The sequence below is a fragment of the Pseudomonas oryzihabitans NBRC 102199 genome (assembly GCF_000730625.1).
In the GTDB taxonomy this organism is placed as follows: Bacteria; Pseudomonadota; Gammaproteobacteria; order Pseudomonadales; family Pseudomonadaceae; genus Chryseomonas; species Chryseomonas oryzihabitans.
In genome coordinates, this window is record NZ_BBIT01000014.1 from 138,923 (window position 1) to 161,965 (window position 23,043).

Annotated in this window: 18 protein-coding genes and 4 tRNA genes; 12 read left to right on the forward strand and 10 right to left on the reverse strand. The window is 59.2% G+C overall.

Annotated features, from left to right (window positions below; translation table 11 throughout):
• Positions 1–62: 62 nt before the first annotated feature.
• Positions 63–1,088: an outer membrane protein assembly factor BamD gene (locus POR01S_RS16385; protein ID WP_007160812.1), complete on the reverse strand. Its 1,026-nt coding sequence runs from the start codon at positions 1,086–1,088 to the stop codon at positions 63–65.
• 188 nt (positions 1,089–1,276) lie between these two features.
• On the opposite strand from POR01S_RS16385, the gene rluD reads away from it, so the two are divergent.
• The 11 genes from rluD to POR01S_RS23890 all read left to right on the forward strand — a co-directional run bounded on the left by rluD (position 1,277) and on the right by POR01S_RS23890 (position 12,829).
• Positions 1,277–2,236, forward strand: coding sequence for a 23S rRNA pseudouridine(1911/1915/1917) synthase RluD (gene rluD, locus POR01S_RS16390; protein WP_027600189.1), 960 nt, complete (start codon positions 1,277–1,279; stop codon positions 2,234–2,236).
• On the forward strand, positions 2,233–2,964 hold the full coding sequence (pgeF, locus tag POR01S_RS16395) for a peptidoglycan editing factor PgeF (protein ID WP_156045031.1): 732 nt from the start codon (positions 2,233–2,235) through the stop codon (positions 2,962–2,964). The genes rluD and pgeF overlap by 4 nt, the downstream gene beginning before the upstream one ends.
• Before the next feature lie 129 nt (positions 2,965–3,093).
• Positions 3,094–5,658 (forward strand): ATP-dependent chaperone ClpB, encoded by a 2,565-nt coding sequence (gene clpB, locus POR01S_RS16400; RefSeq protein WP_027600191.1) that lies wholly within the window; start codon positions 3,094–3,096, stop codon positions 5,656–5,658.
• Positions 5,659–5,821: 163 nt separating this feature from the next.
• Positions 5,822–5,897 (forward strand) — tRNA-Asn (locus tag POR01S_RS16405).
• A gap of 10 nt (positions 5,898–5,907) precedes the next feature.
• Positions 5,908–5,984, forward strand: a tRNA-Pro gene (locus POR01S_RS16410).
• 5 nt (positions 5,985–5,989) lie between these two features.
• Positions 5,990–6,065: transfer RNA gene (locus POR01S_RS16415), tRNA-Lys, on the forward strand.
• A 334-nt stretch (positions 6,066–6,399) separates the two neighbouring features.
• Positions 6,400–6,933, forward strand: a complete 534-nt coding sequence (locus POR01S_RS16420) for a GspH/FimT family pseudopilin (protein WP_042137092.1) — start codon at positions 6,400–6,402, stop codon at positions 6,931–6,933.
• Positions 6,934–7,530, forward strand: coding sequence for a type IV pilus modification protein PilV (pilV, locus tag POR01S_RS16425; protein WP_042137093.1), 597 nt, complete (start codon positions 6,934–6,936; stop codon positions 7,528–7,530).
• Positions 7,531–7,533: 3 nt separating this feature from the next.
• Positions 7,534–8,319 (forward strand): PilW family protein, encoded by a 786-nt coding sequence (locus tag POR01S_RS16430; RefSeq protein WP_027600846.1) that lies wholly within the window; start codon positions 7,534–7,536, stop codon positions 8,317–8,319.
• On the forward strand, positions 8,316–8,921 hold the full coding sequence (locus tag POR01S_RS16435) for a pilus assembly PilX family protein (protein WP_042137095.1): 606 nt from the start codon (positions 8,316–8,318) through the stop codon (positions 8,919–8,921). Before POR01S_RS16430 ends, POR01S_RS16435 begins: the two co-directional genes overlap by 4 nt.
• The gene (locus POR01S_RS23890; protein ID WP_255211836.1) at positions 8,918–12,829 is read left to right on the forward strand and encodes a pilus assembly protein; all 3,912 of its coding nucleotides are present in this window, start codon (positions 8,918–8,920) and stop codon (positions 12,827–12,829) included. Before POR01S_RS16435 ends, POR01S_RS23890 begins: the two co-directional genes overlap by 4 nt.
• Positions 12,830–12,899: 70 nt before the next feature.
• On the opposite strand, the gene cyoE is transcribed toward POR01S_RS23890, so the two are convergent.
• The 6 genes from cyoE to POR01S_RS16470 form a co-directional block, all read right to left on the reverse strand.
• A complete protein-coding gene (gene cyoE, locus POR01S_RS16445; RefSeq protein WP_223855368.1) occupies positions 12,900–13,787 on the reverse strand; it encodes a heme o synthase in 888 nt (295 codons plus the stop codon).
• A gap of 11 nt (positions 13,788–13,798) precedes the next feature.
• Positions 13,799–14,137, reverse strand: a complete 339-nt coding sequence (gene cyoD, locus POR01S_RS16450; RefSeq protein WP_007160921.1) for a cytochrome o ubiquinol oxidase subunit IV — start codon at positions 14,135–14,137, stop codon at positions 13,799–13,801.
• On the reverse strand, positions 14,137–14,751 hold the full coding sequence (locus POR01S_RS16455; RefSeq protein WP_027600197.1) for a cytochrome o ubiquinol oxidase subunit III: 615 nt from the start codon (positions 14,749–14,751) through the stop codon (positions 14,137–14,139). Before POR01S_RS16455 ends, cyoD begins: the two co-directional genes overlap by 1 nt.
• A gap of 4 nt (positions 14,752–14,755) precedes the next feature.
• Entirely contained in the window at positions 14,756–16,744 is a 1,989-nt protein-coding gene (gene cyoB, locus POR01S_RS16460; RefSeq protein ID WP_007160923.1) for a cytochrome o ubiquinol oxidase subunit I, read from the reverse strand.
• 3 nt (positions 16,745–16,747) lie between these two features.
• Positions 16,748–17,671: a ubiquinol oxidase subunit II gene (gene cyoA, locus POR01S_RS16465; RefSeq protein ID WP_007160924.1), complete on the reverse strand. Its 924-nt coding sequence runs from the start codon at positions 17,669–17,671 to the stop codon at positions 16,748–16,750.
• 406 nt (positions 17,672–18,077) lie between these two features.
• A tRNA-Thr gene (locus POR01S_RS16470) sits at positions 18,078–18,153 on the reverse strand.
• 290 nt (positions 18,154–18,443) lie between these two features.
• Between POR01S_RS16470 and POR01S_RS16475 the strand changes: the two genes are divergently transcribed.
• On the forward strand, positions 18,444–19,442 hold the full coding sequence (locus tag POR01S_RS16475; RefSeq protein WP_042137099.1) for an SDR family oxidoreductase: 999 nt from the start codon (positions 18,444–18,446) through the stop codon (positions 19,440–19,442).
• Positions 19,443–19,448: 6 nt separating this feature from the next.
• On the opposite strand, the gene POR01S_RS23710 is transcribed toward POR01S_RS16475, so the two are convergent.
• The 3 genes from POR01S_RS23710 to POR01S_RS23470 are packed head-to-tail and all read right to left on the reverse strand — an operon-like array spanning position 19,449 to position 22,967.
• Complete coding sequence (locus POR01S_RS23710) at positions 19,449–20,771, reverse strand: hypothetical protein (protein ID WP_156045032.1); 1,323 nt, start codon at positions 20,769–20,771, stop codon at positions 19,449–19,451.
• A gap of 46 nt (positions 20,772–20,817) precedes the next feature.
• Positions 20,818–22,467: a PglL family O-oligosaccharyltransferase gene (locus tag POR01S_RS23465; RefSeq protein ID WP_162180674.1), complete on the reverse strand. Its 1,650-nt coding sequence runs from the start codon at positions 22,465–22,467 to the stop codon at positions 20,818–20,820.
• Positions 22,468–22,520: 53 nt separating this feature from the next.
• Positions 22,521–22,967 (reverse strand): pilin, encoded by a 447-nt coding sequence (locus POR01S_RS23470; protein ID WP_042137102.1) that lies wholly within the window; start codon positions 22,965–22,967, stop codon positions 22,521–22,523.
• Between the last annotated feature and the right edge of the window lie 76 nt (positions 22,968–23,043).

Below are 23,043 nucleotides of genomic sequence, written 5' to 3' on the forward strand. Positions count from 1 at the left end.
GCCATTGCGGGCAATAAAAAAGGGGAAGCCACTGGCTTCCCCTTTTCACGTCTGCTGCCGGATCAGTCGAACAGACCAAAGGTCAGGCGGCTGAACCAGGAGCGCTTGGCCGGCGCCGGCGTCGCGCCACCGGCCTTCTCGGCCTCGGCCGGGTCGACGATGCGCAGCTCGGGCGCCAGGTTGTCACGCTCTTCTTGGTACTTGCGCTGGATGTCCTGGCTGGCGCGGGTCTCGCCGGGCGGCAGCGGATCGCTCGGGCGATCGATCAGGCCCAGGGTCGCACGGGTCAGCCAGGAGCGCTGCTGATCCTTGTCATCCGGCTCGCGCAGCTGGAATTCGCCATCCTTGAGGCTGACGTTGTCCGGGTAGTTGAGCTTGAGGGTTTCCAGGCTGGTGGCCGCCAGGTCGTTGAGACCCAGGTGCTTGTAGGCTTCGGTCATGATCGCCAGGCCATCGCCCACCGACGGGGTGCCCTGGAAGTTCTCGACCACGTAGCGGCCGCGGTTGGCGGCGGCCACATAGGCCTTGCGGGTCAGGTAGTAGTGGCCGACGTGCACGTCGTAGGCCGCCAGCAGGTTGCGCAGGTAGACCATGCGCGCCTTGGCGTCCGGAGCGTAGCGGCTGTTGGGGAAGCGGCTGGTGAACTGGGCGAAGTCGTTGAAGGAATCGCGCGCCGCGCCCGGGTCACGCTTGGTCATGTCCAGCGGCAGGAAGCGCGCCAACAGGCCGCGGTCCTGTTCGAAGGAGGACACGCCCTTCATGTAGTAGGCGTAGTCGACATTGGGGTGTTGCGGATGCAGACGGATGAAGCGATCCGCCGCCGTGCGCGCCGCCTCGGGCTCGCCATTCTTGTAGTTGGCGTAGATCAGCTCGAGCTGGGCCTGCTCGGCATAGCGACCGAAGGGATACCGCGACTCCAGGGCCTTCAGCTTGCTGATGGCGTCCGTGTAGCTGCTGTTGGAGATATCGCGCTGAGCCTGGGTGTAGAGCTCGCCTTCCGGCAGATTTTCCGGAACCTCGGGCGCTTTCGAGGAGCAGGCGGCGGTGAGGACTAGGCTGGTGACCAGCAGCAGGTGCTTCAATTGCATGGCGGCTTGGATTCCCCGAAACGGTCGGCGGTGCAGGGATGAGCGCGGAGAGCGCTCACCTAGCCTGTGACGGGGCCGGAACCGTCCTGTTATGATGATCGACCCGGAATGCCGGGGCAAAAAAGTCGCCGTATTTAACCACAGGGTCGGGCCGATTCCAAAAGCCCTGCCATTGCCCGCGCAGATCCATGTCCGAATCCATCGTTCTCAATGCCGAAGTCCCCTACGAACTCGGTGGCCAGCGCCTCGATCAGGTCGCTGCCCAGCTGTTCGCCGAACACTCCCGCTCGCGTCTCGCCGCCTGGATCAAGGACGGTAGCCTGACCGTCGACGGCGCCGTGCTGCGTCCGCGTGACACCGTCCATGGCGGCGCCCAGCTGGCGCTGCGCGCCGAGCGCGAGGCCCAGGGCGAGTGGGTGGCCCAGGACATCGAACTGGACATCGTCTACGAAGACGATCACCTGCTGGTGCTCGACAAGCCCGCCGGGCTGGTGGTGCATCCGGCCGCCGGTCATGCCGACGGCACCCTGCTCAATGCCCTGTTGCACCACGTACCCTCGCTGGACAGCGTGCCGCGCGCCGGCATCGTCCACCGCCTGGACAAGGACACCACCGGACTCATGGTGGTGGCCAAGACCCTGGAGGCCCATACCCACCTGGTCGCCCAGTTGCAGGCGCGCTCGGTGAGTCGCATCTATGAAGCCATCGTCGCCGGGGTGATCGTCGCCGGCGGCACCGTCAATGCGCCCATCGGCCGTCATTCCCAGCGCCGCCAGCAGATGGCGGTGATCGCCGGGGGCAAGCCCGCGGTTAGTCACTACCGGGTGCTGGAGCGCTTTCGTGCCTATACCCATACCCGGGTCAAGCTCGAGACCGGGCGCACCCACCAGATCCGCGTGCACATGACCCATGTCGGCTTTCCGCTGGTGGGCGATCCGGTCTATGGCGGTCGCTTCAAGATTCCGCCGGCGACCAATCCGACCCTGGTCAAGACCCTGCGCGAATTCCCGCGCCAGGCACTGCATGCGCGCTTCCTCGAACTGGATCATCCGGTGACCGGCGAACGCCTGCGCTGGGAGTCGCCGCTGCCGGAAGACCTGGTCTGGCTGCTGGATCTGCTGCGCCAGGATCGGGAATCCTTCGAATGATCGGTGCCGACTGGCTGCGGCCGGACTGGCCGGCGCCGGTCGGCGTCCAGGCCTGTGTGACCACCCGCGCGGGTGGCGTCAGCCAGGCGCCTTTCGCCAGTCTCAACCTGGGTGCCCACGTCGGTGACGATCCGGCTGCGGTCGCCGAGAATCGTCGACGCCTGGGCCAGGCCCTGGGGTGCCGGCCGGCCTGGCTTGAACAGGTCCATGGCACTGCCGTCGTCGAAGCCGATCCGACCCGGGTGCTCCAGGCCGATGCCGCTTGGACGGCCACGCCCGGTATCGCGGTGACCATGATGACCGCCGATTGCCTGCCAGCCCTGTTCTGCCGGCGGGACGGCTCCCGCGTCGCGGCGGCGCACGCCGGCTGGCGCGGTCTGGCGGGTGGCGTGCTGGAGGCGGCTGCGGCCAGTCTGGACGTGCCCCCCGCCGAAGTACTGGTCTGGCTGGGTCCCGCCATAGGGCCGGCCAGTTTCGAAGTGGGCGTCGAGGTGCGTGAGGCCTTTGTCGCCCAGCACGCCGAGGCCGAGCGGTGTTTCGTGGCCAGGGGCGGGGACAAGTACCTGGGCGATCTCTATGCCCTGGCTCGTCTGCGCTTAGCGGCTCAAGGCATCACGGCGGTCCATGGCGGTGGCTTCGACACCTTCGCCGACGAAGAGCGCTTCTTTTCCTATCGGCGCGGCGCCCGGACCGGTCGCTTTGCCAGCCTGATCTGGATCAACGCCTAAGTATTTTTTCGGATGTCAAGCCTCGTTGGCTTGAATCGTTAGGCATCGCCCCTATCTAAAGGACATTCCCGCGGGTAATCGAAAGCGCCCTCTGCTGCGCCATCCCGCGTCTCAGATAGGACCTTGCCCATGCGTATAGACCGTTTCACCAGCAAATTGCAGCTCGCTCTGGCGGATGCCCAGTCCCTGGCCGTCGGCCATGACCACCCGGCCATCGAGCCGCTGCACCTGTTTTCCGCGCTGCTCGACCAGCAGGGCGGTTCCATTTCTCCGCTGCTGCGCCAGGTCGGCTTCGACCTCGCCAGCCTGCGCAAGACCCTGGCCGAAGAGCTGGACAAGCTGCCCAAAATCCAGAATCCCACCGGCGACGTGAATCTGTCCCAGGATCTGGCGCGCCTGCTCAACCAGGCCGATCGTCTGGCCCAGCAGAAGGGCGACCAGTTCATCTCCAGCGAGCTGGTGCTGCTCGCCGCCATGGACGAGAACACCCGCCTCGGCAAGTTGCTGCTGGGGCAGGGCGTCTCGCGCAAGGCGCTGGAGAACGCCATCAACAACCTGCGCGGGGGCGAGGCGGTCAATGACCCCAATGCCGAAGACAGCCGCAAGGCGCTGGACAAGTTCACCGTCGATCTCACCAAGCGCGCCGAAGACGGCAAGCTCGACCCGGTGATCGGGCGGGACGACGAGATCCGCCGCACCATCCAGGTCCTGCAGCGCCGCACCAAGAACAATCCGGTGCTGATCGGTGAGCCCGGCGTCGGCAAGACCGCCATCGCCGAGGGCTTGGCCCAGCGCATCATCAATGGCGAAGTGCCCGATGGCCTCAAGGACAAGCGCCTGCTGGCCCTGGACATGGGCGCGCTGATCGCCGGTGCCAAATTCCGCGGCGAATTCGAAGAGCGCCTCAAGGGCGTGCTCAACGAACTGGCCAAGCAGGAAGGGCGCATCATCCTCTTCATCGACGAGCTGCACACCATGGTCGGCGCCGGCAAGGCCGAGGGCGCCATGGATGCCGGCAACATGCTCAAGCCGGCCCTGGCCCGTGGCGAGCTGCACTGCGTGGGTGCCACCACCCTCGACGAGTACCGCCAGTACATCGAGAAGGACGCGGCCCTGGAGCGGCGCTTCCAGAAGGTGCTGGTGGACGAGCCGAGCGAGGAAGACACCATCGCCATCCTGCGTGGCCTCAAGGAGCGCTACGAGGTACACCACAAGGTGGCCATCACCGATGGCGCCATCATCGCCGCGGCCAAGCTGTCTCATCGCTACATCACCGATCGTCAGCTGCCGGACAAGGCCATCGACCTGATCGACGAGGCCGCCAGCCGCATCCGCATGGAGATAGACTCCAAGCCGGAGGCCCTTGATCGCCTGGATCGCCGGCTGATCCAGCTCAAGGTGGAACGTCAGGCGCTGAAGAAGGAAGAGGACGAGGCCGCGCGCAAGCGACTGGAAAAACTCGACGAGGACATCGCCCGCCTCGAGCAGGAATACGCCGATCTGGAAGAGGTCTGGAAGGCAGAAAAAGCCGAGGTCCAGGATTCCGCCCAGTTGCAGCAGCGCATCGAGCAGGCGCGCACCGAGCTGGAGGCCGCTCGCCGCAAGGGCGACCTCAATCGCATGGCCGAGCTGCAGTACGGCACCATCCCCGATCTGGAGCGCAGCCTGCAGATGGTCGACCAGCACGAGAAGCCGGCCAACCAGCTCTTGCGCAACAAGGTCACCGAAGACGAGATCGCCGAGGTGGTCTCCAAGTGGACCGGCATTCCGGTCAGCAAGATGCTCGAAGGCGAGCGTGACAAGCTCTTGCGCATGGAAGAGGCCCTGCACAACCGGGTGATCGGCCAGGACGAGGCGGTCACCGCCGTGGCCAATGCCGTGCGCCGCTCGCGGGCGGGCCTGTCCGATCCGAATCGCCCCAGCGGTTCCTTCCTCTTCCTCGGCCCGACCGGGGTGGGCAAGACCGAGCTGTGCAAGTCGCTGGCGGAGTTTCTCTTCGACACCGAAGACGCCATGGTGCGCATCGACATGTCCGAATTCATGGAGAAGCACTCCGTGGCTCGCCTGATCGGGGCTCCGCCCGGCTATGTCGGCTATGAAGAGGGTGGCTACCTGACCGAGGCCGTGCGGCGCAAGCCTTACTCGGTGGTCCTGCTGGACGAGGTGGAAAAGGCTCATCCGGATGTCTTCAACATCCTTCTGCAGGTGCTCGACGACGGGCGTCTGACCGACAGCCAGGGCCGAACCGTGGATTTCCGCAATGCGGTGATCGTCATGACCTCGAACCTGGGCTCGGCGCAGATCCAGGAGCTGGTCGGCGATCCCGATGCCCAGCGCGCCGCGGTGATGGATGCGGTGGCCAGTCACTTCCGCCCCGAGTTCATCAACCGGATCGATGAGGTGGTGGTGTTCGAGCCCCTGGGCCGCGAACAGATCGCCGGCATCGCCGAGATCCAGCTGCAGCACCTGCGGCAGCGCCTGGCCGAGCGTGACCTGCAGCTGGAGCTGTCGCCCGAGGCCTTGGACAAGCTGGTGGCGGTGGGTTACGACCCGGTCTACGGTGCCCGTCCGCTCAAGCGGGCGATCCAGCGCTGGATCGAGAATCCGCTGGCCCAGCGCATCCTTTCGGGCGCCTTCGCGCCGAACAGCCGCATCGAGGGCAGGGTAGAGGGCGACGAGATCGTCTTCGCCTAGGAAATGACCGGGCGATCCCAGGGGTCGCCCGGCCTTTCGCATAAATTTGTGAAAAAACAGCAGGCTAGGTGTTGACGTCTGTTTCCACTTCCGTAAAATGGCGCACCTCACTTACGGCAAAGCCCGAAAGGCACTGACGTAAGAGGGGTTGGAAGATCGAAATTCCGCGATAGCTCAGTCGGTAGAGCAAATGACTGTTAATCATTGGGTCCCTGGTTCGAGTCCAGGTCGCGGAGCCACTTCCATTCTCGGGGTATAGCGCAGCCCGGTAGCGCGCCTGCTTTGGGAGCAGGATGTCGGGAGTTCGAATCCCCCTACCCCGACCATATTTGGGTCGTTAGCTCAGTCGGTAGAGCAGTTGGCTTTTAACCAATTGGTCGTAGGTTCGAATCCTACACGACCCACCATTTTTACCAGAAACCCTCCGCAAGGAGGGTTTTTGCGTTTCTAGGGCATCGTTTTCTCTGTCCGAGATCTGGTCCCTCTGCTTGTGAGGCGCGCATCCCGCCAGGGCTCAGGCCGAGTTGCTCCCTCAAATGCCGCTGCTTCAAGCAGATCCTGGGACAAGGCGTGTTCCGGTCTGCCACCCTCGCTTCTGCCCGCCGCGCTCTATTTCGCCCATCTCCGGCGAACGCCTTGATCCAGGTGGTTACCCGCGCCTATCGAAGCGATAGCCGGTCATAGCGACTGCCTGAGCCCTTACTACTATCAGGTGAAGTCACGGGTTTTCAGGCGGTGCGGATGCAGTCGAAGCGCCTCTCGGGTTTTACGCTCATCGAGGTCCTGGTCGTCATAGCGTTGCTGGGCATCGTCACGGCGCTGGCGGCGCCTGGCTTCGCGAGCCTGGTGCAAAGCAACCGTGTCCAGGCGGCAGCGGGGGAATTGCAGCGCGCCCTCTATTACGCGCGCAGCGAAGCCATGAGTCGCGGTGTGAATGTCGTGGTCACCACGGATCCGGAGGATGCCAACGGGTGGATGGGCGCGCTGAGGATCACTACGGTCAAGACGGTAGTGCTGCCCACCGCCGAAGTCTTGCGGCAGTACAGCGGGGGACTGGGTAACGGCGTCAACGGAACCGGATCCATGGGAGGTACCCCCCTGACCAGTCTGACCTTCCAACCCAATGGCAGCCTGAAACTCAGCGGTGAAGCCACCATTCGCGTCTGCGCTACCAATGCGCTCACCCAGGGCAAGCAATTCACTCTCAGTCAGGGCGGGGTGCTGACTGTGACCAACTATGCGCCTAACCGTGCCAGCACCGTGGGGTGCAGCTAGATGAAGCGCTGGCAAGGTGGGTTCAGCATGATCGAGGTGCTGGTCAGTCTGGTGATCATCTGCATCGGCGTGTTGGGCATGGTGGCTTTGCAGACCCGCAGTGTGGCGCTGTCCCAGGATTCGGTGCAGCGCAGCAATGCCATGGTGCTGGCCAACGACCTGCTCGAGTTGATGCGCAGCAACCGCGATCAGGTGGTGGCGAGCGACAAGGTCAAGATCGACGGGGCCTACATCAAGCAGCCTGGTACCAACTTTCGCACCAAGGCGCTTGATGCGGGCAAGACCTGCCTGGCCCGGGATCGCTCTGCAGGCGGGGAAACGGTCGCCGGGCAGGATCTGGGGTGTTGGCTGAATCAGGTAAAGGCGCTGCTACCCGTGACGGACGCCTTGATCGCCAGCAGCTTCGCGGTCTGTCCAGCGTCCGGCGTACCGAAACTGCCGTCCAGCGATCCTGCGGGCAACACGACGCCGCTGGGTGCCTGCGAGACCAATGCGGTGGCACCGGTGATGGTGGTGGTGGCCTGGCAGGACGTCAGCAACGATTCGCTGAATTGCCCCAAGGGCGTCTGCTACTACGCCTTGCGCTCGGAGCTGTAGGCCATGCTCATCATGTCGCGTAGCCAGAAGGGTTTTTCACTCATCGAGATGATGATCGCCCTGACCGTGGGTACCTTTCTGGTGTTGGGCGTCTCGCAGATCTATATCAACAACAAGCGCAGTTTTCTCTTCCAGCAAGGCCAGACCGGCAATCGCAACAACGCTCAGCTGACCTTGCAGGTGCTCGACCGGCAACTGGCACGGACCGGCTTCCGCGCGGAAATCCGTTATCAGGGTAGCCTCCAAGCAGCCTTTCCGGCGGTCGGTGAGGTAAAGGATACCGATGACATCAGCTGTCCAGCTTTTGCCGCTGGCGCCACCTTCGCGGCGACCACGGACAGCGCCAATGCGCCCACCGGCGTCTGCATTCGCTATCAGGGCGCATTGGACAGCAAGGACCAGGACTGTCTGGGCAACCCCATCCCGCGGGTGAACCTCAATGCCGGCGGCAACGTGCTGCTCAAGCTGCGCTACACCGCGGGCAATACCCCGGGCGGGGGCACCCTGAGCTGCACCGTCTGGAGCGAGCGTGGGGGCGCGCTGACGCGCAAGGGCAGTGCGGTGCTGGTGCAGGGGCTGCAGGATTTTCGCTGGTCCATTCCGCCCAAGGCGGATGCACCGGCCGTGCGCTACGCGGCGTTGCTCAGCACCACGGAGGCATTAACCAGCGATGTGGCCAGTAATACGGCTGCCAATTGGCAGACCCTGACCGGCCTGCAGATCGCGGACGCCAGTCGACCCATGCAGATACTGCAGAGCACCGTTACCCTGAGGAATCTGGCGCTATGAGTCCAGTCATTGGCAGGCAGCGCGGCGCGACCTTGCTGATCGCCCTGGTGATGTTGCTGCTGCTGTCGCTACTGGCCGCCTCCAGCATGCGTCAGACCTTGCTGCAGGCCCGCAGCGGCGGCGCCGCCTTGGAAAACACCCAGGCCTTCAATGCCGCAGAGGCGGCGCTACGCGAAGGTGAGCGGCGATTGGTGGCCCTCAGTCAGCAACCGTCCTTTACCGCCTTCAGTGCCGGCTTTGCCAGCTGTTCGGAAAGTGTCCCAGCGGTACGCAGTGCCTTCGCCAAGCCACCAACCGGTGACCTGTGCATCCTGACCAAGGCCAGCGATCTCAATACCGGTGCCCTGACCCAGACCTGGGCAGCGGCAGCGCTCCAGGCGAGCGGGACCGATCCTACGACGCGGACGGTTGCCTACCGCGGCTCCGATGGCAGCGCTTCCTTCGCCCAGACACCCCGCTGGGTCGTGACAGCCATCGGTAGCAGTTCGGTCGATGTCTCGGCGCCCGCCACCAACCTGTTCCGGATCACCGCCGTGGCCCAGGATCGCGGCAAGCGCTTTCCGGTGATTCTGCAGAGCGTCGTCGCCCTGGAGGTGCCATGAGTCGGGCTGCATTAGGCATTGGAACTCTGGCCCTCCTATTAACCTTGGCCGCACCTGCGACGCAGGCCGCGGCCTTGAATCTCAGTCAGCAGCCATTGTTCCTGACCAATAGTGTCGGTCCCAATCTGTTCGTCACGCTGGATAACTCCACCAGCATGCAGATGGCGGTTGTGCCGGATGCGTCGAATACCGATGCCATCCGACCAACCCGTCGCGCTAAATCGGCGGCTTTCAATAGCCTCTACTACAATCCGGCGATTACTTATCCGGCGCCCTATGCGGTGAGCTACAGCACTACGGGCGGACTGACCCGTACGCGACTGGCGACCAGCTTTACCAGTGCCTACGTAAACGGCTATCGACCGAGCTTGGGTAGTGTCAATCTCGCCACCGACTACCGCGTGAGCTGGAGCTATAACCCTAATTTGGTGACTACAGATTCCAATGTGGCGCGGGGTAATGCCTACGGAAACCCGGGGCTGCAGAACAATAGCCCGAGCATGCTGGCGGAGAACCCGTCTCAGGATTTTTTCAGTAGTGGTACTTACCGTGGAACAAGCGCGACCTATGGCAGCCTCACGCTGCTCAATATCTTGTTGGGTGCCGGCTTCACCGAGAACATCAACGGTGCCCAAGTCAGTATCAGTGACGCCTCCCTGCTTGAGCGCCTGCTGACGGGAGCTGCGCTCAACGGTGGCTGTACCGCGAGCATTGCCAATACGGCGGCGGTCACCTACAGCAATGTTACCTGTACCCGAAACGTGGACTATGGACTGCTTGGGGTGGTTTCCTCGGTCAACTACACGGTCACGGCCAATACCAACATTTCTGCTGCCATCACTGGCGTACAGGCCTACTACTATCTCTACGATACGACGCTCAGCACCTGTCTTCCCGTCGCCTTGCAGACCGAGGGCTGTTACCGGCGGGTACTGGTCGGCAGCTCTTCCGGTCCCAACGGGACGGACGAAAGGCAGAACTTCGCCAACTGGTATTCCTTCTATCGCAGTCGCGCCCTAGCGGCTCAAACTTCGACCAACCTGGCCTTGGCGGATGCGTCGGAAAATCTCCGGCTTGGCTGGCAGGCACTGGGAACCAGCGACAGTTGCATCCTGGTAGCGGCCAATGCCAACTGTCGCGGTATCAGCAACTCCGGTTCAACTGCCTACGATAATCGGCTGAGACCCTTTACCGGTGCGCACCGAGCCGCTTTCTTCACCTGGCTCGGAGAAGTCTATTACAACCAGAGCACGCCGCTGCTCCAGGCGGTTGCTCGCGTTGGCGAACTGCTCAAGACCAGCGGTAGCAACAGTCCATATGCGTACGATCCGGGTAATAGCGAGTCGCCTGTCTACGGCTGTCGCGCCAGCTACAGTCTGGTGGTGACCGATGGTATCTGGAACTCTGCGCTGAATTCCGGCAACGTCGATGGTACAGCCGCAACCCTTCCGGACGGGCAGCAGTACTCACCACAGGCACCGTTCCAGGACACTACGGCCAGCACTCTCGCAGACCTGGCCTTTCTCTACTGGCGCACCGATGCCCAGCCCGGTCTCGACAACAAGGTACCGCCCTACAATACCGTGACCAGCAATGAGGTACGGGGGACCACTACGCTTTCGCCCTACTGGAATCCGCGTAACGACCCAGCCACCTGGCAGCACCTCACGGGGTTCTACGTGGGTATCGGCTTGAGCAGTGCGCTGGTCAATCCTGATTGGGATGGCGATACCTTTGCCGGCGGCTACGCTGGCTTGGCCGCAGGTACTACGCCCTGGCCGGTGGCGGGTGCGGACAACTCGGTCAATCAGAACAATGTCTATGACCTCTGGCACGCGGCGATCAATTCGCGCGGCGAGTTCTTCAGCGCGGAAAATGCCAGTGATCTGATCAACTCCCTTGGCAAGGTCGTCACGCGCATCACCCAGTCCACCAGCGTCGGGGCCAGCCAGACCGTTTCCCCCACCCGGGTAGGGGATACCACCGCGCTCTTCACCTATTCCCCGTCCTTTTCCAGTGCCGACTGGAGCGGGGATATCATCAAGTACCAACGCACGGGTACCACCCAGACGCGGATCTGGAGCGCCGCTCAACAGCTTGATGGCAGGTTCGCTACGGGTAATACCGGCTTCGGCACCCGCAAGATCTACATGGCCAAGGGCGGCGCCTTGACCGATTTCGCCTGGGCGAATCTGAATGCCGACCAACAACTCAGGCTCAACAAGACCGCCGGTGGTGCCACCGACACCTATGGCAGTCGCCGGGTGGATTATCTGCGCGGGGATCGCAGTCTGGAAGCGCCGGGAGCTACGCCGTCGTTCCGTCCGCGTAGCCATATCCTTGGTGATATCGTGAATTCCTCTCCGGTGGTGGTGGACGGTCCCAACAGTCCCATCGCTCTGATGAATGCGACCGTCGGCGACAACTCCTACGCGACGTTCCGCAGCACCAACGCGTCCCGTGAGCGACGTATCTATGTCGGTGCCAACGACGGCATGCTGCATGCCTTCAACGATCAGGGGCAGGAGGTCTATGCCTTCGTTCCCAGCGCGGTCATCGGCAATCTCAATCGACTGACCGAGCGCAGCTATAACGGTGGGGGCCATCAGTCCTATGTCGACAACACGCCAGTGGTAGGCGACGTCTATTTCAACGGGGCCTGGCGCACGGTACTGATCGGCACGCTGCGCGGGGGAGGGCGGGGCATCTTCGCGCTGGATATCACCAATCCCAATGCCCCAGCGCTGCTCTGGGAAAAGTCGGACGCGGATGCCAGCTACAAGGACCTGGGCTTCACCTACGCGCAGCCGATCATCACCCGGCTGCATACCGGTGGTTGGGCAGTGGTGGTCAGCAACGGTTACAACAGTGCGCAGGACAACGCCGTGCTCTATGTGATGAACGTGGCCGACGGCAGCCTGATCAAGGCCTTGCCGGCCAGCGATAACATCGCCACACCCAACGGCCTGAGTTCGCCCTTCGTGGCCGATGTCGATGGCGACCTGATCGCCGACTATGCCTATGCCGGTGACCTCCACGGCAATCTCTGGCGCTTCGACCTGATCGGCACCTCCCTGACCGCAACGGCCGCAGCAGACAACTTCCGTGTTGCCTTCGGGGGGCGGCCCCTCTATACCGCCCAGGCTAGTAGCCTGGCGCCCGGTACCACCAATCTGGTCCAGCCGATCACCGCCAGTCCTTCAGTCGTGGCTCATCCCAGTGGAACGGGGCATCTGGTGCTCTTTGGTACCGGTAAATACCTCGAGGCCAGCGATGCCCTCGCCAATACCAGCAAGGCCATGACGCTCTATGGCATCTGGGATCGCCAGACCGATGGGGCGGCGGCCAGCAGTACTCCGGTACTGACGATCGCCAACCTCCAGCAGCAGACCCTGGGTACCGACCAGCGCATCAGCTACATCAGTTCTGCCGGCTCCAGCGTCAGCAGTACGGCGAACACCCTCTCCACGACGTCGGTCAGCTATGACGCCACTACGGCGACCAATGGCAAACAGGGCTGGTATCTGAACCTGCCCTTGAATGGCGAATTGGTAATCAACAAGCCCCAACTGTTCAGCGGCACCCTGCTGATGAGTTCGCTGATTCCCAGCACCGACGCCTGTACCGCTGGGGTCACCACCTACCTCTATGCTCTGGATCCCTACACTGGCGGCAACAACAGCGGCCTGTTCAACCTGGGGACGGATACGGTCTATGGGCGTATCCAGCTCGATGGTCTGCTCGGTGGGATCGTGCCCTTCGTCTACGGTGATGGCACTTTCAGCATGGAAGGGACCCTGGCGGATGCGGCGATCTATGGCAGCGACGGCAAGTCGCCGAATGGCTTGCGGGGTGACCTGCCCGCCAGTCGCCGCCAGACCTGGCGCGTCATCACCAACCAGGACTAGCGGCAGCAGCTTTCACGCAGGCATGAAAAAGCCCGGCACTGGGCCGGGCTTTTTCATGGAACGGTGCGTCTCAGCGTGCGTAGGTCAGCAGCACGTCGCCCGGGATCTGGAAGTCCACCGACATCATGACGCTCAGGGCGGTGATGGCGATGATGGAGAACCCGAACAGCTTGCGTGCCCACTGGACATCGTTCTCGGCCTGATAACCCATGAAGGCCAGGCGTAGCCACCAGGCCCCGATCACGGCGGCCACTGCCAGATAGACGTAGCCGGCGTAGCCGAGCACGGTCAGCAGCAGGGTGGCGGCCATGAAGGCCACGGTGTACCAGACGATGTGACGCTTGGTCACCGAGATCCCCTTGGCCACCGGCAGAACCGGAATCGAGGCCGCGGTGTAGTCCTTGAGACGGAAGATGGCAATGGCGTAGGAGTGCGGCATCTGCCAGAGGCAGAAGATCAGCAGCAGCACCGCAGCGCCACTGTCGAATTGGCCGCTGGCGGCGCAGTAGCCGATCACCGGCGGTGCGGCACCGGACAGGCTGCCGACCAGGGTGCCGTATACCGAGGTGCGCTTCAGCCAGAGGCTGTAGAGCCCTACGTACACCACGAAACCCATCACCGCGAAGGCGGTGGCGACCGCATTGGTCGCCACGTACAGCAGACCCACCCCGGCCAGGCCGAGGAGGGTGGCATAGGCCAGCGCCACCTTCGAGGAGATCGTGCCCTGGACCAGCGCACGATTGCGGGTTCTTTCCATCTTCTGATCGATGTCCATATCGATCACGTTGTTGAACACACAGCCGGAAGCAATGACCAACGACACCCCGATAGCCGTCGCCAGCAGCAACAGCGGGTCGATGCTCCCTTTGGAAGCCAGGAAGAACCCGCCGGCAACCGAGATCAGGTTGCCGAAGATGATGCCCGGCTTCGTCACGAGAAGGTACTTCTTGATCATCACGTCGGCCCGGTTCAGTGGATCATCATGTTCTGGTGCATGTGGTACATGATCCACAGGGATCCCACGACCAGGATACCGACGATGACCACGGTGAAACCAAAGGAGATCACGTTCCAACGCTGCTCTTCGGAGGTGTTCAGGTGCAGGAAGAAGTACAGGTGCACCAGCAGCTGTACCACCGCCATGATCACCACGATCGCCAGGGTCGCGCCCTTGGAGAAGGTGGGAAACATCACCAGGCCGAAGGGAATGACCGTCAGGATGACCGACAGGATGAAGCCGACCATGTAGCTCTTGAAAGTGCCATGGCTCTCGGCGGTATGCCCGTGGGCGTTATGGTCGTGCGCCATTACAGCACCCCCATCAGATAGACGATGGTGAAGACGAAGATCCAGATGATGTCCAGGAAGTGCCAGAACAGGCTCAGGCACGACAGGCGGGTCACGTTGGTGGTGGTCAGACCCTTGGAAGAGATCTGCAGCATCAACACGATCATCCAGATCAGACCCGAGCTCACGTGCAGACCGTGGGTACCGACCAGGGCGAAGAACGCGGACAGGAAGGCACTGCGATCCGGACCATAGCCCTCATGGATCAGATGGTTGAACTCATAGAGTTCCATGCCGATGAAGCCGGCACCGAACAGCCAGGTAACCGCCAGCCAACCCAGGACGCCACCCTTGCTGCCATGATGCTGGGCGATCATGGCGAAGCCGTAGGTGATACTGGAGAACAGCAGCAGGAAGGTTTCGACCAGGACGAACGACAGTTCGAAGATGTCCTTCTGGGAGGGGCCATCGGCATGGGCCCCGCTCAGGACTGCATAGGTCGCGAACAGCGTCCCGAACAGAATGCAGTCGGTCATGAGGTAGGACCAGAAGCCGAAGGTCTTCATCGATCCGGCGTCGTGGTGCCCATGCTCCTCGGCATGGGCGACTTCGTTATGCATAACTTGATTCGCCATTGGGTTAGGCCTGCTTCAATTTCGCCAGGGACTGAATGCGCGCGGTTTCGATGCGTGCCACTTCTTCCGCTGGTACGTAATAGTCGACGTCGTCGTCGTAGCTGCGGACAACCGCAGTGACGATGCAGCCCACGAAGCTGGCGATGGCCAGCCACCAGATGTGCCAGATCAGGGCGAAGCCAAGGATCAGGGCGAAGAGGCTGATCACGATACCGGCGCCAGTGTTGCGCGGCATGTGGATCTGCTTGTAGTCCGCATCCTTCTTCTCGGTGATGCCTTTCTCTTTCATGCCCCAGTAGGCGTCGATGTCGTGCACTTCCGGCACTTCAGCGAAGTTGTAGAAGGGCGGCGGCGAAGAGGTCGACCATTCCAGGGTACGGCCATCCCACGGATCGCCCGTCACGTCCACGTTCTCCGGCAGGTTGCGGTCGCGGATACTGACGTAGAACATCCACAGCTGGCTCAGGATGCCCAGGGCAATGATGCCGGCGCCGATGGCGGCGGTCACCAGGAAGGGATGCCAGTCGGGGTTGTCGTAGTGGTTCAGACGACGGGTCATGCCCATGAAGCCCAGCATGTACAGCGGCATGAAGGCGACATAGAAGCCGATCAGCCAGCACCAGAAGGCCTGCTTGTTCAGCTTCTCGTTCAGCTTGAAGCCGAAGACCTTCGGGAACCAGTAGATCATGCCGGCGAAGTAGCCGAACACGGCGCCGCCGATGATCACGTTGTGGAAGTGGGCGATCAGGAACAGGCTGTTGTGCAGCACGAAGTCGGCACCCGGTACCGCCAGCAGGACGCCGGTCATGCCGCCGATGCTGAAGGTCACGATGAAGCCCAGGGTCCAGAGCATCGGCGAGGTGAACTGGATGCGGCCCTGATACATGGTGAACAGCCAGGTGAAGATCTTCACCCCTGTCGGGATCGCAATGATCATGGTCGCGATGCCGAAGAAGGCGTTGACGTTAGCGCCCGAGCCCATGGTGAAGAAGTGGTGCAGCCAGACGATGAAGGACAGCACGGTAATGGCTACCGTTGCCCAGACCATCGAGACGTAGCCGAACAGACGCTTCTTGCTGAAGGTGGAGGTCACTTCCGAGAACACGCCGAAGGCCGGCAGGATCAGGATGTATACCTCGGGGTGGCCCCAGGCCCAGATCAGGTTGGTGTACATCATCTGGTTGCCGCCGGCTTCCGCGGTAAAGAAGTGGAAGCCCAGGTAACGGTCCAGGGTCAGCAGCGCCAGGGTCACGGTCAGGATCGGGAAGGCTGCCATGATCAGGATGGCAGTACACCAGGAGGTCCAGGTGAAGATCGGCATGCGCATCAGGGTCATGCCCTTGGTACGCATCTTCAGCACGGTCACGAAGAAGTTGACGCCGGTCAGGGTCGTCCCGATACCGGAGAGCTGAAGGGCCCAGATGTAGTAGTCCATCCCTACGCCCGGACTGTACTGGATGCCTGACAGCGGCGGATAGGCCACCCAGCCGGTCGCGGCGAATTCGCCCACGAACAGCGACATCATGATCAGCACGGCACCGGCCACGAACAGCCAGAAGCTCAGCGAGTTCAGGAAGGGGAAGGCCACGTCGCGGGCACCGATCTGCAGCGGGGTCACCACGTTCATCAGGCCGGCCACGAACGGCATCGCCACGAAGAAGATCATGATCACGCCGTGGGCGGTGAAGATCTGGTCGTAGTGATGGGGTGGCAGGTAGCCCTCGGCCCCGCCGGAGGCGATGGCCTGCTGGCTACGCATCAGGATGGCGTCGGAGAAGCCACGGAGCAGCATGATCAGGGCGACGATGAAGTACATCACGCCGATCTTCTTGTGGTCGACGGTGGTCAGCCACTCTTTCCAGAGGTAGCCCCACTTGCCGAAGTAGCTGATCGCTCCCACCAGTCCCAGGCCGCCCAGGGCGACCACGATGAACGTTACAAGAATGATCGGCTCGTGATACGGAATATCCGCGAGAGTTAATTTACCGAACATGACTTATTCCTCGGTACCGTGTTGACCGCCGTGCTGGCTCATGTCCATCACGTGATCGGTCTGCTTGCTGAAGTCGGACTTCATGAACTTCTTGATGACCGTTCTGAACAGATCCGGCTCGACCGTCGAGTAGTAGGCGACCGGCTGCTTCTCGCTGGGCTTGGCCAGCTCGGTGTAGCTCGCCTGGTCCAGGGTCTTGCCACCCGACTGCTTGACCTTGTTTACCCAGGCGTCGAAATCACCGGCGGTGGGTACCGCGTGCACGGCAAAGATCATGTCGGAGAAGCCGGCGCCGCTGTAGTTGGCCGAGCGACCTTCGAATTCGCCGGGATGATCGGCGATCAGGTGCAGCTGGCTCTGCATGCCGGACATGGCGTAGATCATGCCGCCCAGGGCCGGGATCGACAGGGTGTTCATGACCGACTCGGAGGTGATCTTGAACTGCACCGGACGATTCACCGGGATGGCGATCTCGTTCACCGAAGCGATGCCTTGCTCGGGATAGATGAACAGCCATTTCCAGTCCATCGAGACCGCTTCGATCACCAGCGGCTGCTCGGAATGGTCGAGCGGCTTGAAGGGATCCAGCTCGTGGGAAGTCTTCCAGTTCAGGATGCTCAGGAACACCACGATGGCCAGGGGGACCAGCCAGACCACGGCTTCGATCTTGTAGGAGTGAGCCCAGTTCGGGGTGTACTTGGCTTCCTTGTTGGTAGCGCGGTACTTCCAGGCGAACAGGAAGGTCATCACGATGACCGGGATCACCACGATCAGCATGAGGCCGAACGCTGTGTAGATGAGGTTGCGTTCTTGCACGCCGATGGAGCCTTTCGGATCCAGCAGCACGGCGTCGCACCCGCTGAGCAGCAGCGCGGCGGCACCGGCCAGAAGCCAACCGGTTGGTTTTAGATACTTCGTTAGTTTCATCTCACGACCTCAGTAGAGCGGCTCATCGTGGTTATTCTCTCAACGTGCCTGTCGCCAGCCTCATGCTCCGCAACGGACAGGCATCCGTGCGGCAGGCTGATGGATTGCAGAAATTGCGGGATTTCGCAGCGCGGTATGGTGCCACAGAGGGGCTGGATATTCGACCCTTTGGTCAGCCGCCGTTCAGGTGTTGCCGCCCGTCAAGCAAGCCGAAATCAGGCGGTGTAAGGCACTGTCATGCGCTGGGTAAGAGTAGCCGAGGGACAGGGAGCCGCCAGTTTGCTCCGGCGTTTGCCGTCGGCTCGCACGCAAGGTGCAGATCGGAAAGGAGCGCAGAAAGACACGGCCCAAGGCGGCTAAGGCCTTGAAGGCTTTGAAAAGAGCGAGGAGGGATGAAGCGGAGGGATGGTGCCGGAGATAGGAGTCGAACCTACGACCTTCGCATTACGAATGCGCCGCTCTACCAACTGAGCTACACCGGCACGAAGCTTTCAATGATAAGTCTTCGCTCATCTGCTGTGCAAGCCTGGTCGTCGTGCCTGTGCCAAGCCCTGTGGCGATGTGTCGCACTGCTGTCCGCCCCTGATTTCGCGATTCGTCAATGCTTCTCGGCCTGACGTGATTTCTGCGCGCGAAGGTCAGCGGTCAGGGCGGCATGCATTCGGGAAACCTTTACGGGAGTCGTCATACCTAAACCTTCGCGGATCCAGCCTTGCCGCAGCTTCGCCCCCATGATCCTGCCAATAGATAGCTGCCCATGCGGAGAGCCTCGATGACCGATTACTCCCTCACCCGTCGTAACGTGCTCGTCGGCTCCGCCGTGGGGCTCGCCGCCGCTGCTTCGGGCGCTGCCGTCGCCCAGGAAGGCAGCAGTGCGACTCGTCCCGCCAAGCCCCTGCAGGACCCGCGCACCAAGTACACGCGCGAGCCTTTCAAGGAGCAGCGCCAGGAATGGCCGGCGCTCACCAGCAAGATGGAGCCGCGTCCTGACCATGGCGAAAGCAGCTATCACGGCTCGGGCCGTCTGGCCGGACGCAAGGCCCTCATTACCGGCGGCGACAGCGGCATCGGCCGCGCCGTGGCCATCGCCTTCGCCCGGGAAGGGGCGGATGTGGCCATCAACTATCACCCTTCCGAAGAGTCCGACGCTCAGGAGGTGGTCAAGCTGGTCCAGGAAGCCGGCCGCAAAGCCATCACCCTACCGGCTGACATCCGTACCCAGGAGGCCTGTGAAGACGTCGTGAGCAAGGCCATCCAGCAACTCGGCGGCCTGGACCTGCTGGTGAACAATGCCGCCTATCAGCAGAGCAAGGCGGACATCCTCGAGATTACCGACGAGCAATTCGATCGGACCTTCAAGACCAACGTCTATCACGTCTTCCGCTTCAGCAAGGCGGCCATCCCGCACCTGCCGCCGGGCGCCAGCATCATCAATACCGTTTCGGTGAATTCCTACGATCCCGGCGAAGAACTGATCGACTACGCCTCGACCAAGGCCGCCATCCTCAATCTCACCAAGGGCATGGCCAAGCAACTGGCCAAGAAGGGCATTCGAGTCAACGCCGTGGCACCGGGTCCGGTGTGGACGCCGCTGCAGGTTGCTGGTGGGCAGCTGGAGGGGCAGATGAAGGAGTTCGGCCAGGTCACGCCGCTGGGCAGAGCAGGGCAGCCGGCTGAGTTGGCGGGGTTGTATGTTGCGCTGGCGGAGGAGGATGCGAGTTTTAGTACGGGGACGGTGGTGGGGGCGTTTGGAGGGAACGGGATGCCGTGATTTAAATTAAGCTATAGATATATCGGCAGGTAGTCGCGTCCCGTTATATTTCTCTTCTATCACCAGAATTCGAATAAACCAAGGCAGGGTAAATAAGTAGGAGCTAAATAGGCCTGCCAAGAGATAGCTCTCGTTGAGGTGAATGGCTATTAGCGTGCTGATGCTTGCTATATAAATTCCTGAGAATAACGACACCGCAGCAAATGGTTCTTTTCTTTGTGATCTAACGTACCCTGCTATTCCGTTTATTACTAGTTGCGGAATCCAGCACAGGGTGGCTATGTAAATCGATTGATTATCAGCCATTCTGTCTATGATCAGCTGGATAAATGGAAATTGTGGATAATTTATAATTATAAAAAAGAAAGTGCTTGCTGAGAGGTATGATAGTAACGAGGCAGTGGTTGCTATTATTGCTATTCTGCGAGCTTCAAGGCTTTTCCCCTCACTAAAAAGTCTTCCTATTTTTGGCATGGTAAGGCTTATTAGCGTTGAGGACAAGGCGTACATTACAGAAAACAGTCCTAGAGTTATACCGATCCGGCCTGCGGCAATTTCGTCGTAAAAACAAAATGCGATTATAGATATCGATTGGAAGCTTAAGCATCCTCCAATAGAGCACAGTGCTGATTTTCCAGTTATTTCCGATAGCTTTTGATTTATTTTCTTTTCTTTGGGTTTTGCTAGTAATAGTTTTGAGCTTATGCGACCAAAATTTTTTTTTATAAGTACGCTGGTGATTGCAGCTCCTGTTAAATAGCCTAGGGCCAGTGCAAGTATGCCCATTCCGCTAATCAGTAGCGCTAATGTAGTAAGTAAATAAGTTAAGGTTCCGGCGCACTTTGTCCATTGGCTTTTGGTTATAAAACCAATGCCTTCCATGAATGACAGGAGTGTCAGGTTCCTGAGGTTTAAATAGGCTGATACAACTATTATGATCCACGGGATCTGCCAGTGGGTGGTGCTGCTTCTAAAAGTCATTAGAAATGCGCCAAAGATGCCAATGATAAGTATGTAGAAAAGCCCAGCCGAGCTTATCCATCGAAGCGAAAATGCCAGAATCGCACCGGCGGCCTTGAGGTCTTCTAGATTGCTTTGATTTATGGTCGATGAGATCAGATTCTTGGACTCGTGCGCGCTGAAATTTCCGCACACTGTCAGCACTCCAAGTTCTGCTAGCATGAAGAAGCCGATAAAGCCCAAAAAGAAGTACCAGTAACCTTGGTCTTCAATCGATAGATAATGAGTGATGGAAATTAGCAGGCACGGTCCTGCAGCAATTTTGATTATTTGGTTTGTAATGCCTGCTATATATATATTTTTCAACATGGCTGAGCGACTCGTTGATCTGTCATGGCTCTATGCTAGGCTTTCTTTATAGCGCTATTTCCTCTCTTGCTAAAATTAATATTCTTTGTGGTATGCCAGGTACGTGACTTAGGTTTTTTACGGCCTCTTCATATTTTTCCGGTCCATAGAGTCTTTTGATATTTTTGAGGGCATCTAGGGATTCTGGCTCAAACCCATTTAAAGCTAACGCTATGCTGTAGCGAAAAATGCATGGCGGATAAGGATAGCGATAACTAACCTTCTTCATCCACGATAGCTCTTCTTCTGTCATTTCGCTATGTGCTTTACTTTTTGCGAATTTGATGAAATTACTCAGCTGGGTGAGTAGGTAGGTTTTTGGAGTTGGCTCTTCGCTGGTGATGTCGATGCCAGCTGACTGAAGTCTCATTATCCGCGCATCAGATTCGATTTGTAGGTATTCATGCCACGTTATGAGTACAAGAACTACGCATGCAATGGGGAATAGGCATTCTATGTTTTTTCTGCTTTCTTGATTTGCAGGCTTAAGCTGGTTGGAAGAGATGCCGAAAAGTAAGCCCAGCGGTATTAAAAAGAAAGCATAGGCATGGGGGTACTCAAGTAGGGAGTGAGTTATTATTGGATTAATTGCAAGCAATGAAAATATTTTTTCTTTTGACTTGCTTTCATGTGTATTTTTGAGTAGATGCAAAAATAGAACGAGTATTATAAGTAAGCCCGGAATGAGGCCAAACCAAATCATCAAGTCCAAGGCAAAGCTATGAGTGTACTCTACCTGTATAGGTACGCTAAACTTTTTTGCGGTTAGTAGTTGGGCTTCTGCAATTTGATTTGCGCCATAGCCAAATATAGGGCCGTCCCATATGGCGATTGCAAATTGCTTATATATTCCGATTCTCTCTAGGCTGCTTGCTCTTTCTGCAAGGCTGCTGGAATTTAACAAAAGCGCTGTGCTAATCCTTGGGATTACATATGCTAGGCCTAATAGTGTGATTATAATTAAAGAAAAGTGCCATATTTTTATCCTTTTATCTAGGCTGTCTCTTTTGTATAGCCATAGTAGTGATATTAAAAATACGCTTACTATTGCTGTTCTCGATTGTGTCAGTGCGATACCGAAGATAAATATTGTTGTTAGTGTGATGAGGAGTTGGGTGGTAATTTTTTTTTGTTCGTAGAAGAAATAAATTCCTACCAAGCCAAGGCATAACAATGTTGCAAGGTTGTTAGGTTGTGCCATGTTTCCAAAAGGTCTGGAGTTGGGGGGCATGGAAGCAATCCAGACTCCATAATCAACTCTAAACCATTGCATTATCGCTATGAAAACAGATAGGAGCGATGCGGCAATGCTAAAGAAGAAAAGCCAATCAATAAAGCCGCTTCTTTCTTCTTGTGACCAGGTTCTGCCCGTAATATAAGATAGGCAAAAGGCGAATAAGTATCCGAAAAATACCCACAAGTCGCCGAAAAAAGTTTGATCTTGATACAGCTTCGTGATTGAAGGTGCTAGCAGGGTAAGAAGGGTTATAATGGTGGCTATAAGTATTTTTATATGCTTTATTTTTAAAATTATGATTAAAGCCAGGAATGCTAGTAGGTCTTGTGAGGCGGATACCCATGGATAATAGTGGTAGGGTATTGTCCAGGCCAAGAAGAAAAGAAATGAGCTGATAGCATATCTAAGGCTAGATGACATGATATTCAGCTCAAATAAAGCCCCTGCTAAATGCAGGGGCTTTGTCAGTGGAGTTACCCGCGGCAAGATCCGGGGCGGTATTTGGCTGGAATCGTGCCGCCACATACCCACTGGCCAATAGCGGTGCCTGCTGTAGGTGCAGTAGTGCCGGTTGCACCTACGTAAGGGGTAAGGGTAATTGTTCCATTCGCGCCCGTAGGCAGGTTCTGGGAGGTGACCGTGACTACACCAGCAGCGTCAGTTTCAACCTTCGAAACGTACTTACTAGTAGCAGAAGCACTTTCACAACCCCAGTTGTTAGCAGTTGGTAGACTGCCAGATGAACTCTGAACAACTTCAGTAATAGTGGTTCTGCAGGCCGAAGCTGCAAGCATTACTTCGGAAACTTTCGCCCGAGTTGTATAATCTTGGTATGCAGGCAACGCGATGGCCGCCAAAATACCGATGATCGCTACTACGATCATCAATTCAATCAAGGTAAAGCCTTTCTGAGCTTTCATTCTAAATCTCCGAGGTTGGATCAGGCCAACGTGCCTGCTTGAGGTATAGCACAGGCCGTGCCAAAGAAAAGTGGCG

What these genes read in the sequence shown, in the direction of transcription:
- POR01S_RS23470 (WP_042137102.1), bottom strand. Translation starts at nt 22,967, where the DNA reads ATGAAAGCTCAGAAAGGCTTTACCTTGATTGAATTGATGATCGTAGTA.
- POR01S_RS23465 (WP_162180674.1), bottom strand. Translation starts at nt 22,467, where the DNA reads ATGTCATCTAGCCTTAGATATGCTATCAGCTCATTTCTTTTCTTCTTG.
- POR01S_RS23710 (WP_156045032.1), bottom strand. Translation starts at nt 20,771, where the DNA reads ATGTTGAAAAATATATATATAGCAGGCATTACAAACCAAATAATCAAA.
- POR01S_RS16435 (WP_042137095.1), top strand. Translation starts at nt 8,316, where the DNA reads ATGAGTCCAGTCATTGGCAGGCAGCGCGGCGCGACCTTGCTGATCGCC.
- cyoA (WP_007160924.1), bottom strand. Translation starts at nt 17,671, where the DNA reads ATGAAACTAACGAAGTATCTAAAACCAACCGGTTGGCTTCTGGCCGGT.
- clpB (WP_027600191.1), top strand. Translation starts at nt 3,094, where the DNA reads ATGCGTATAGACCGTTTCACCAGCAAATTGCAGCTCGCTCTGGCGGAT.
- pilV (WP_042137093.1), top strand. Translation starts at nt 6,934, where the DNA reads ATGAAGCGCTGGCAAGGTGGGTTCAGCATGATCGAGGTGCTGGTCAGT.
- POR01S_RS16385 (WP_007160812.1), bottom strand. Translation starts at nt 1,088, where the DNA reads ATGCAATTGAAGCACCTGCTGCTGGTCACCAGCCTAGTCCTCACCGCC.
- POR01S_RS16455 (WP_027600197.1), bottom strand. Translation starts at nt 14,751, where the DNA reads ATGGCGAATCAAGTTATGCATAACGAAGTCGCCCATGCCGAGGAGCAT.
- pgeF (WP_156045031.1), top strand. Translation starts at nt 2,233, where the DNA reads ATGATCGGTGCCGACTGGCTGCGGCCGGACTGGCCGGCGCCGGTCGGC.
- POR01S_RS16420 (WP_042137092.1), top strand. Translation starts at nt 6,400, where the DNA reads ATGCAGTCGAAGCGCCTCTCGGGTTTTACGCTCATCGAGGTCCTGGTC.
- cyoD (WP_007160921.1), bottom strand. Translation starts at nt 14,137, where the DNA reads ATGGCGCACGACCATAACGCCCACGGGCATACCGCCGAGAGCCATGGC.
- cyoB (WP_007160923.1), bottom strand. Translation starts at nt 16,744, where the DNA reads ATGTTCGGTAAATTAACTCTCGCGGATATTCCGTATCACGAGCCGATC.
- POR01S_RS16430 (WP_027600846.1), top strand. Translation starts at nt 7,534, where the DNA reads ATGCTCATCATGTCGCGTAGCCAGAAGGGTTTTTCACTCATCGAGATG.
- POR01S_RS16475 (WP_042137099.1), top strand. Translation starts at nt 18,444, where the DNA reads ATGACCGATTACTCCCTCACCCGTCGTAACGTGCTCGTCGGCTCCGCC.
- POR01S_RS23890 (WP_255211836.1), top strand. Translation starts at nt 8,918, where the DNA reads ATGAGTCGGGCTGCATTAGGCATTGGAACTCTGGCCCTCCTATTAACC.
- rluD (WP_027600189.1), top strand. Translation starts at nt 1,277, where the DNA reads ATGTCCGAATCCATCGTTCTCAATGCCGAAGTCCCCTACGAACTCGGT.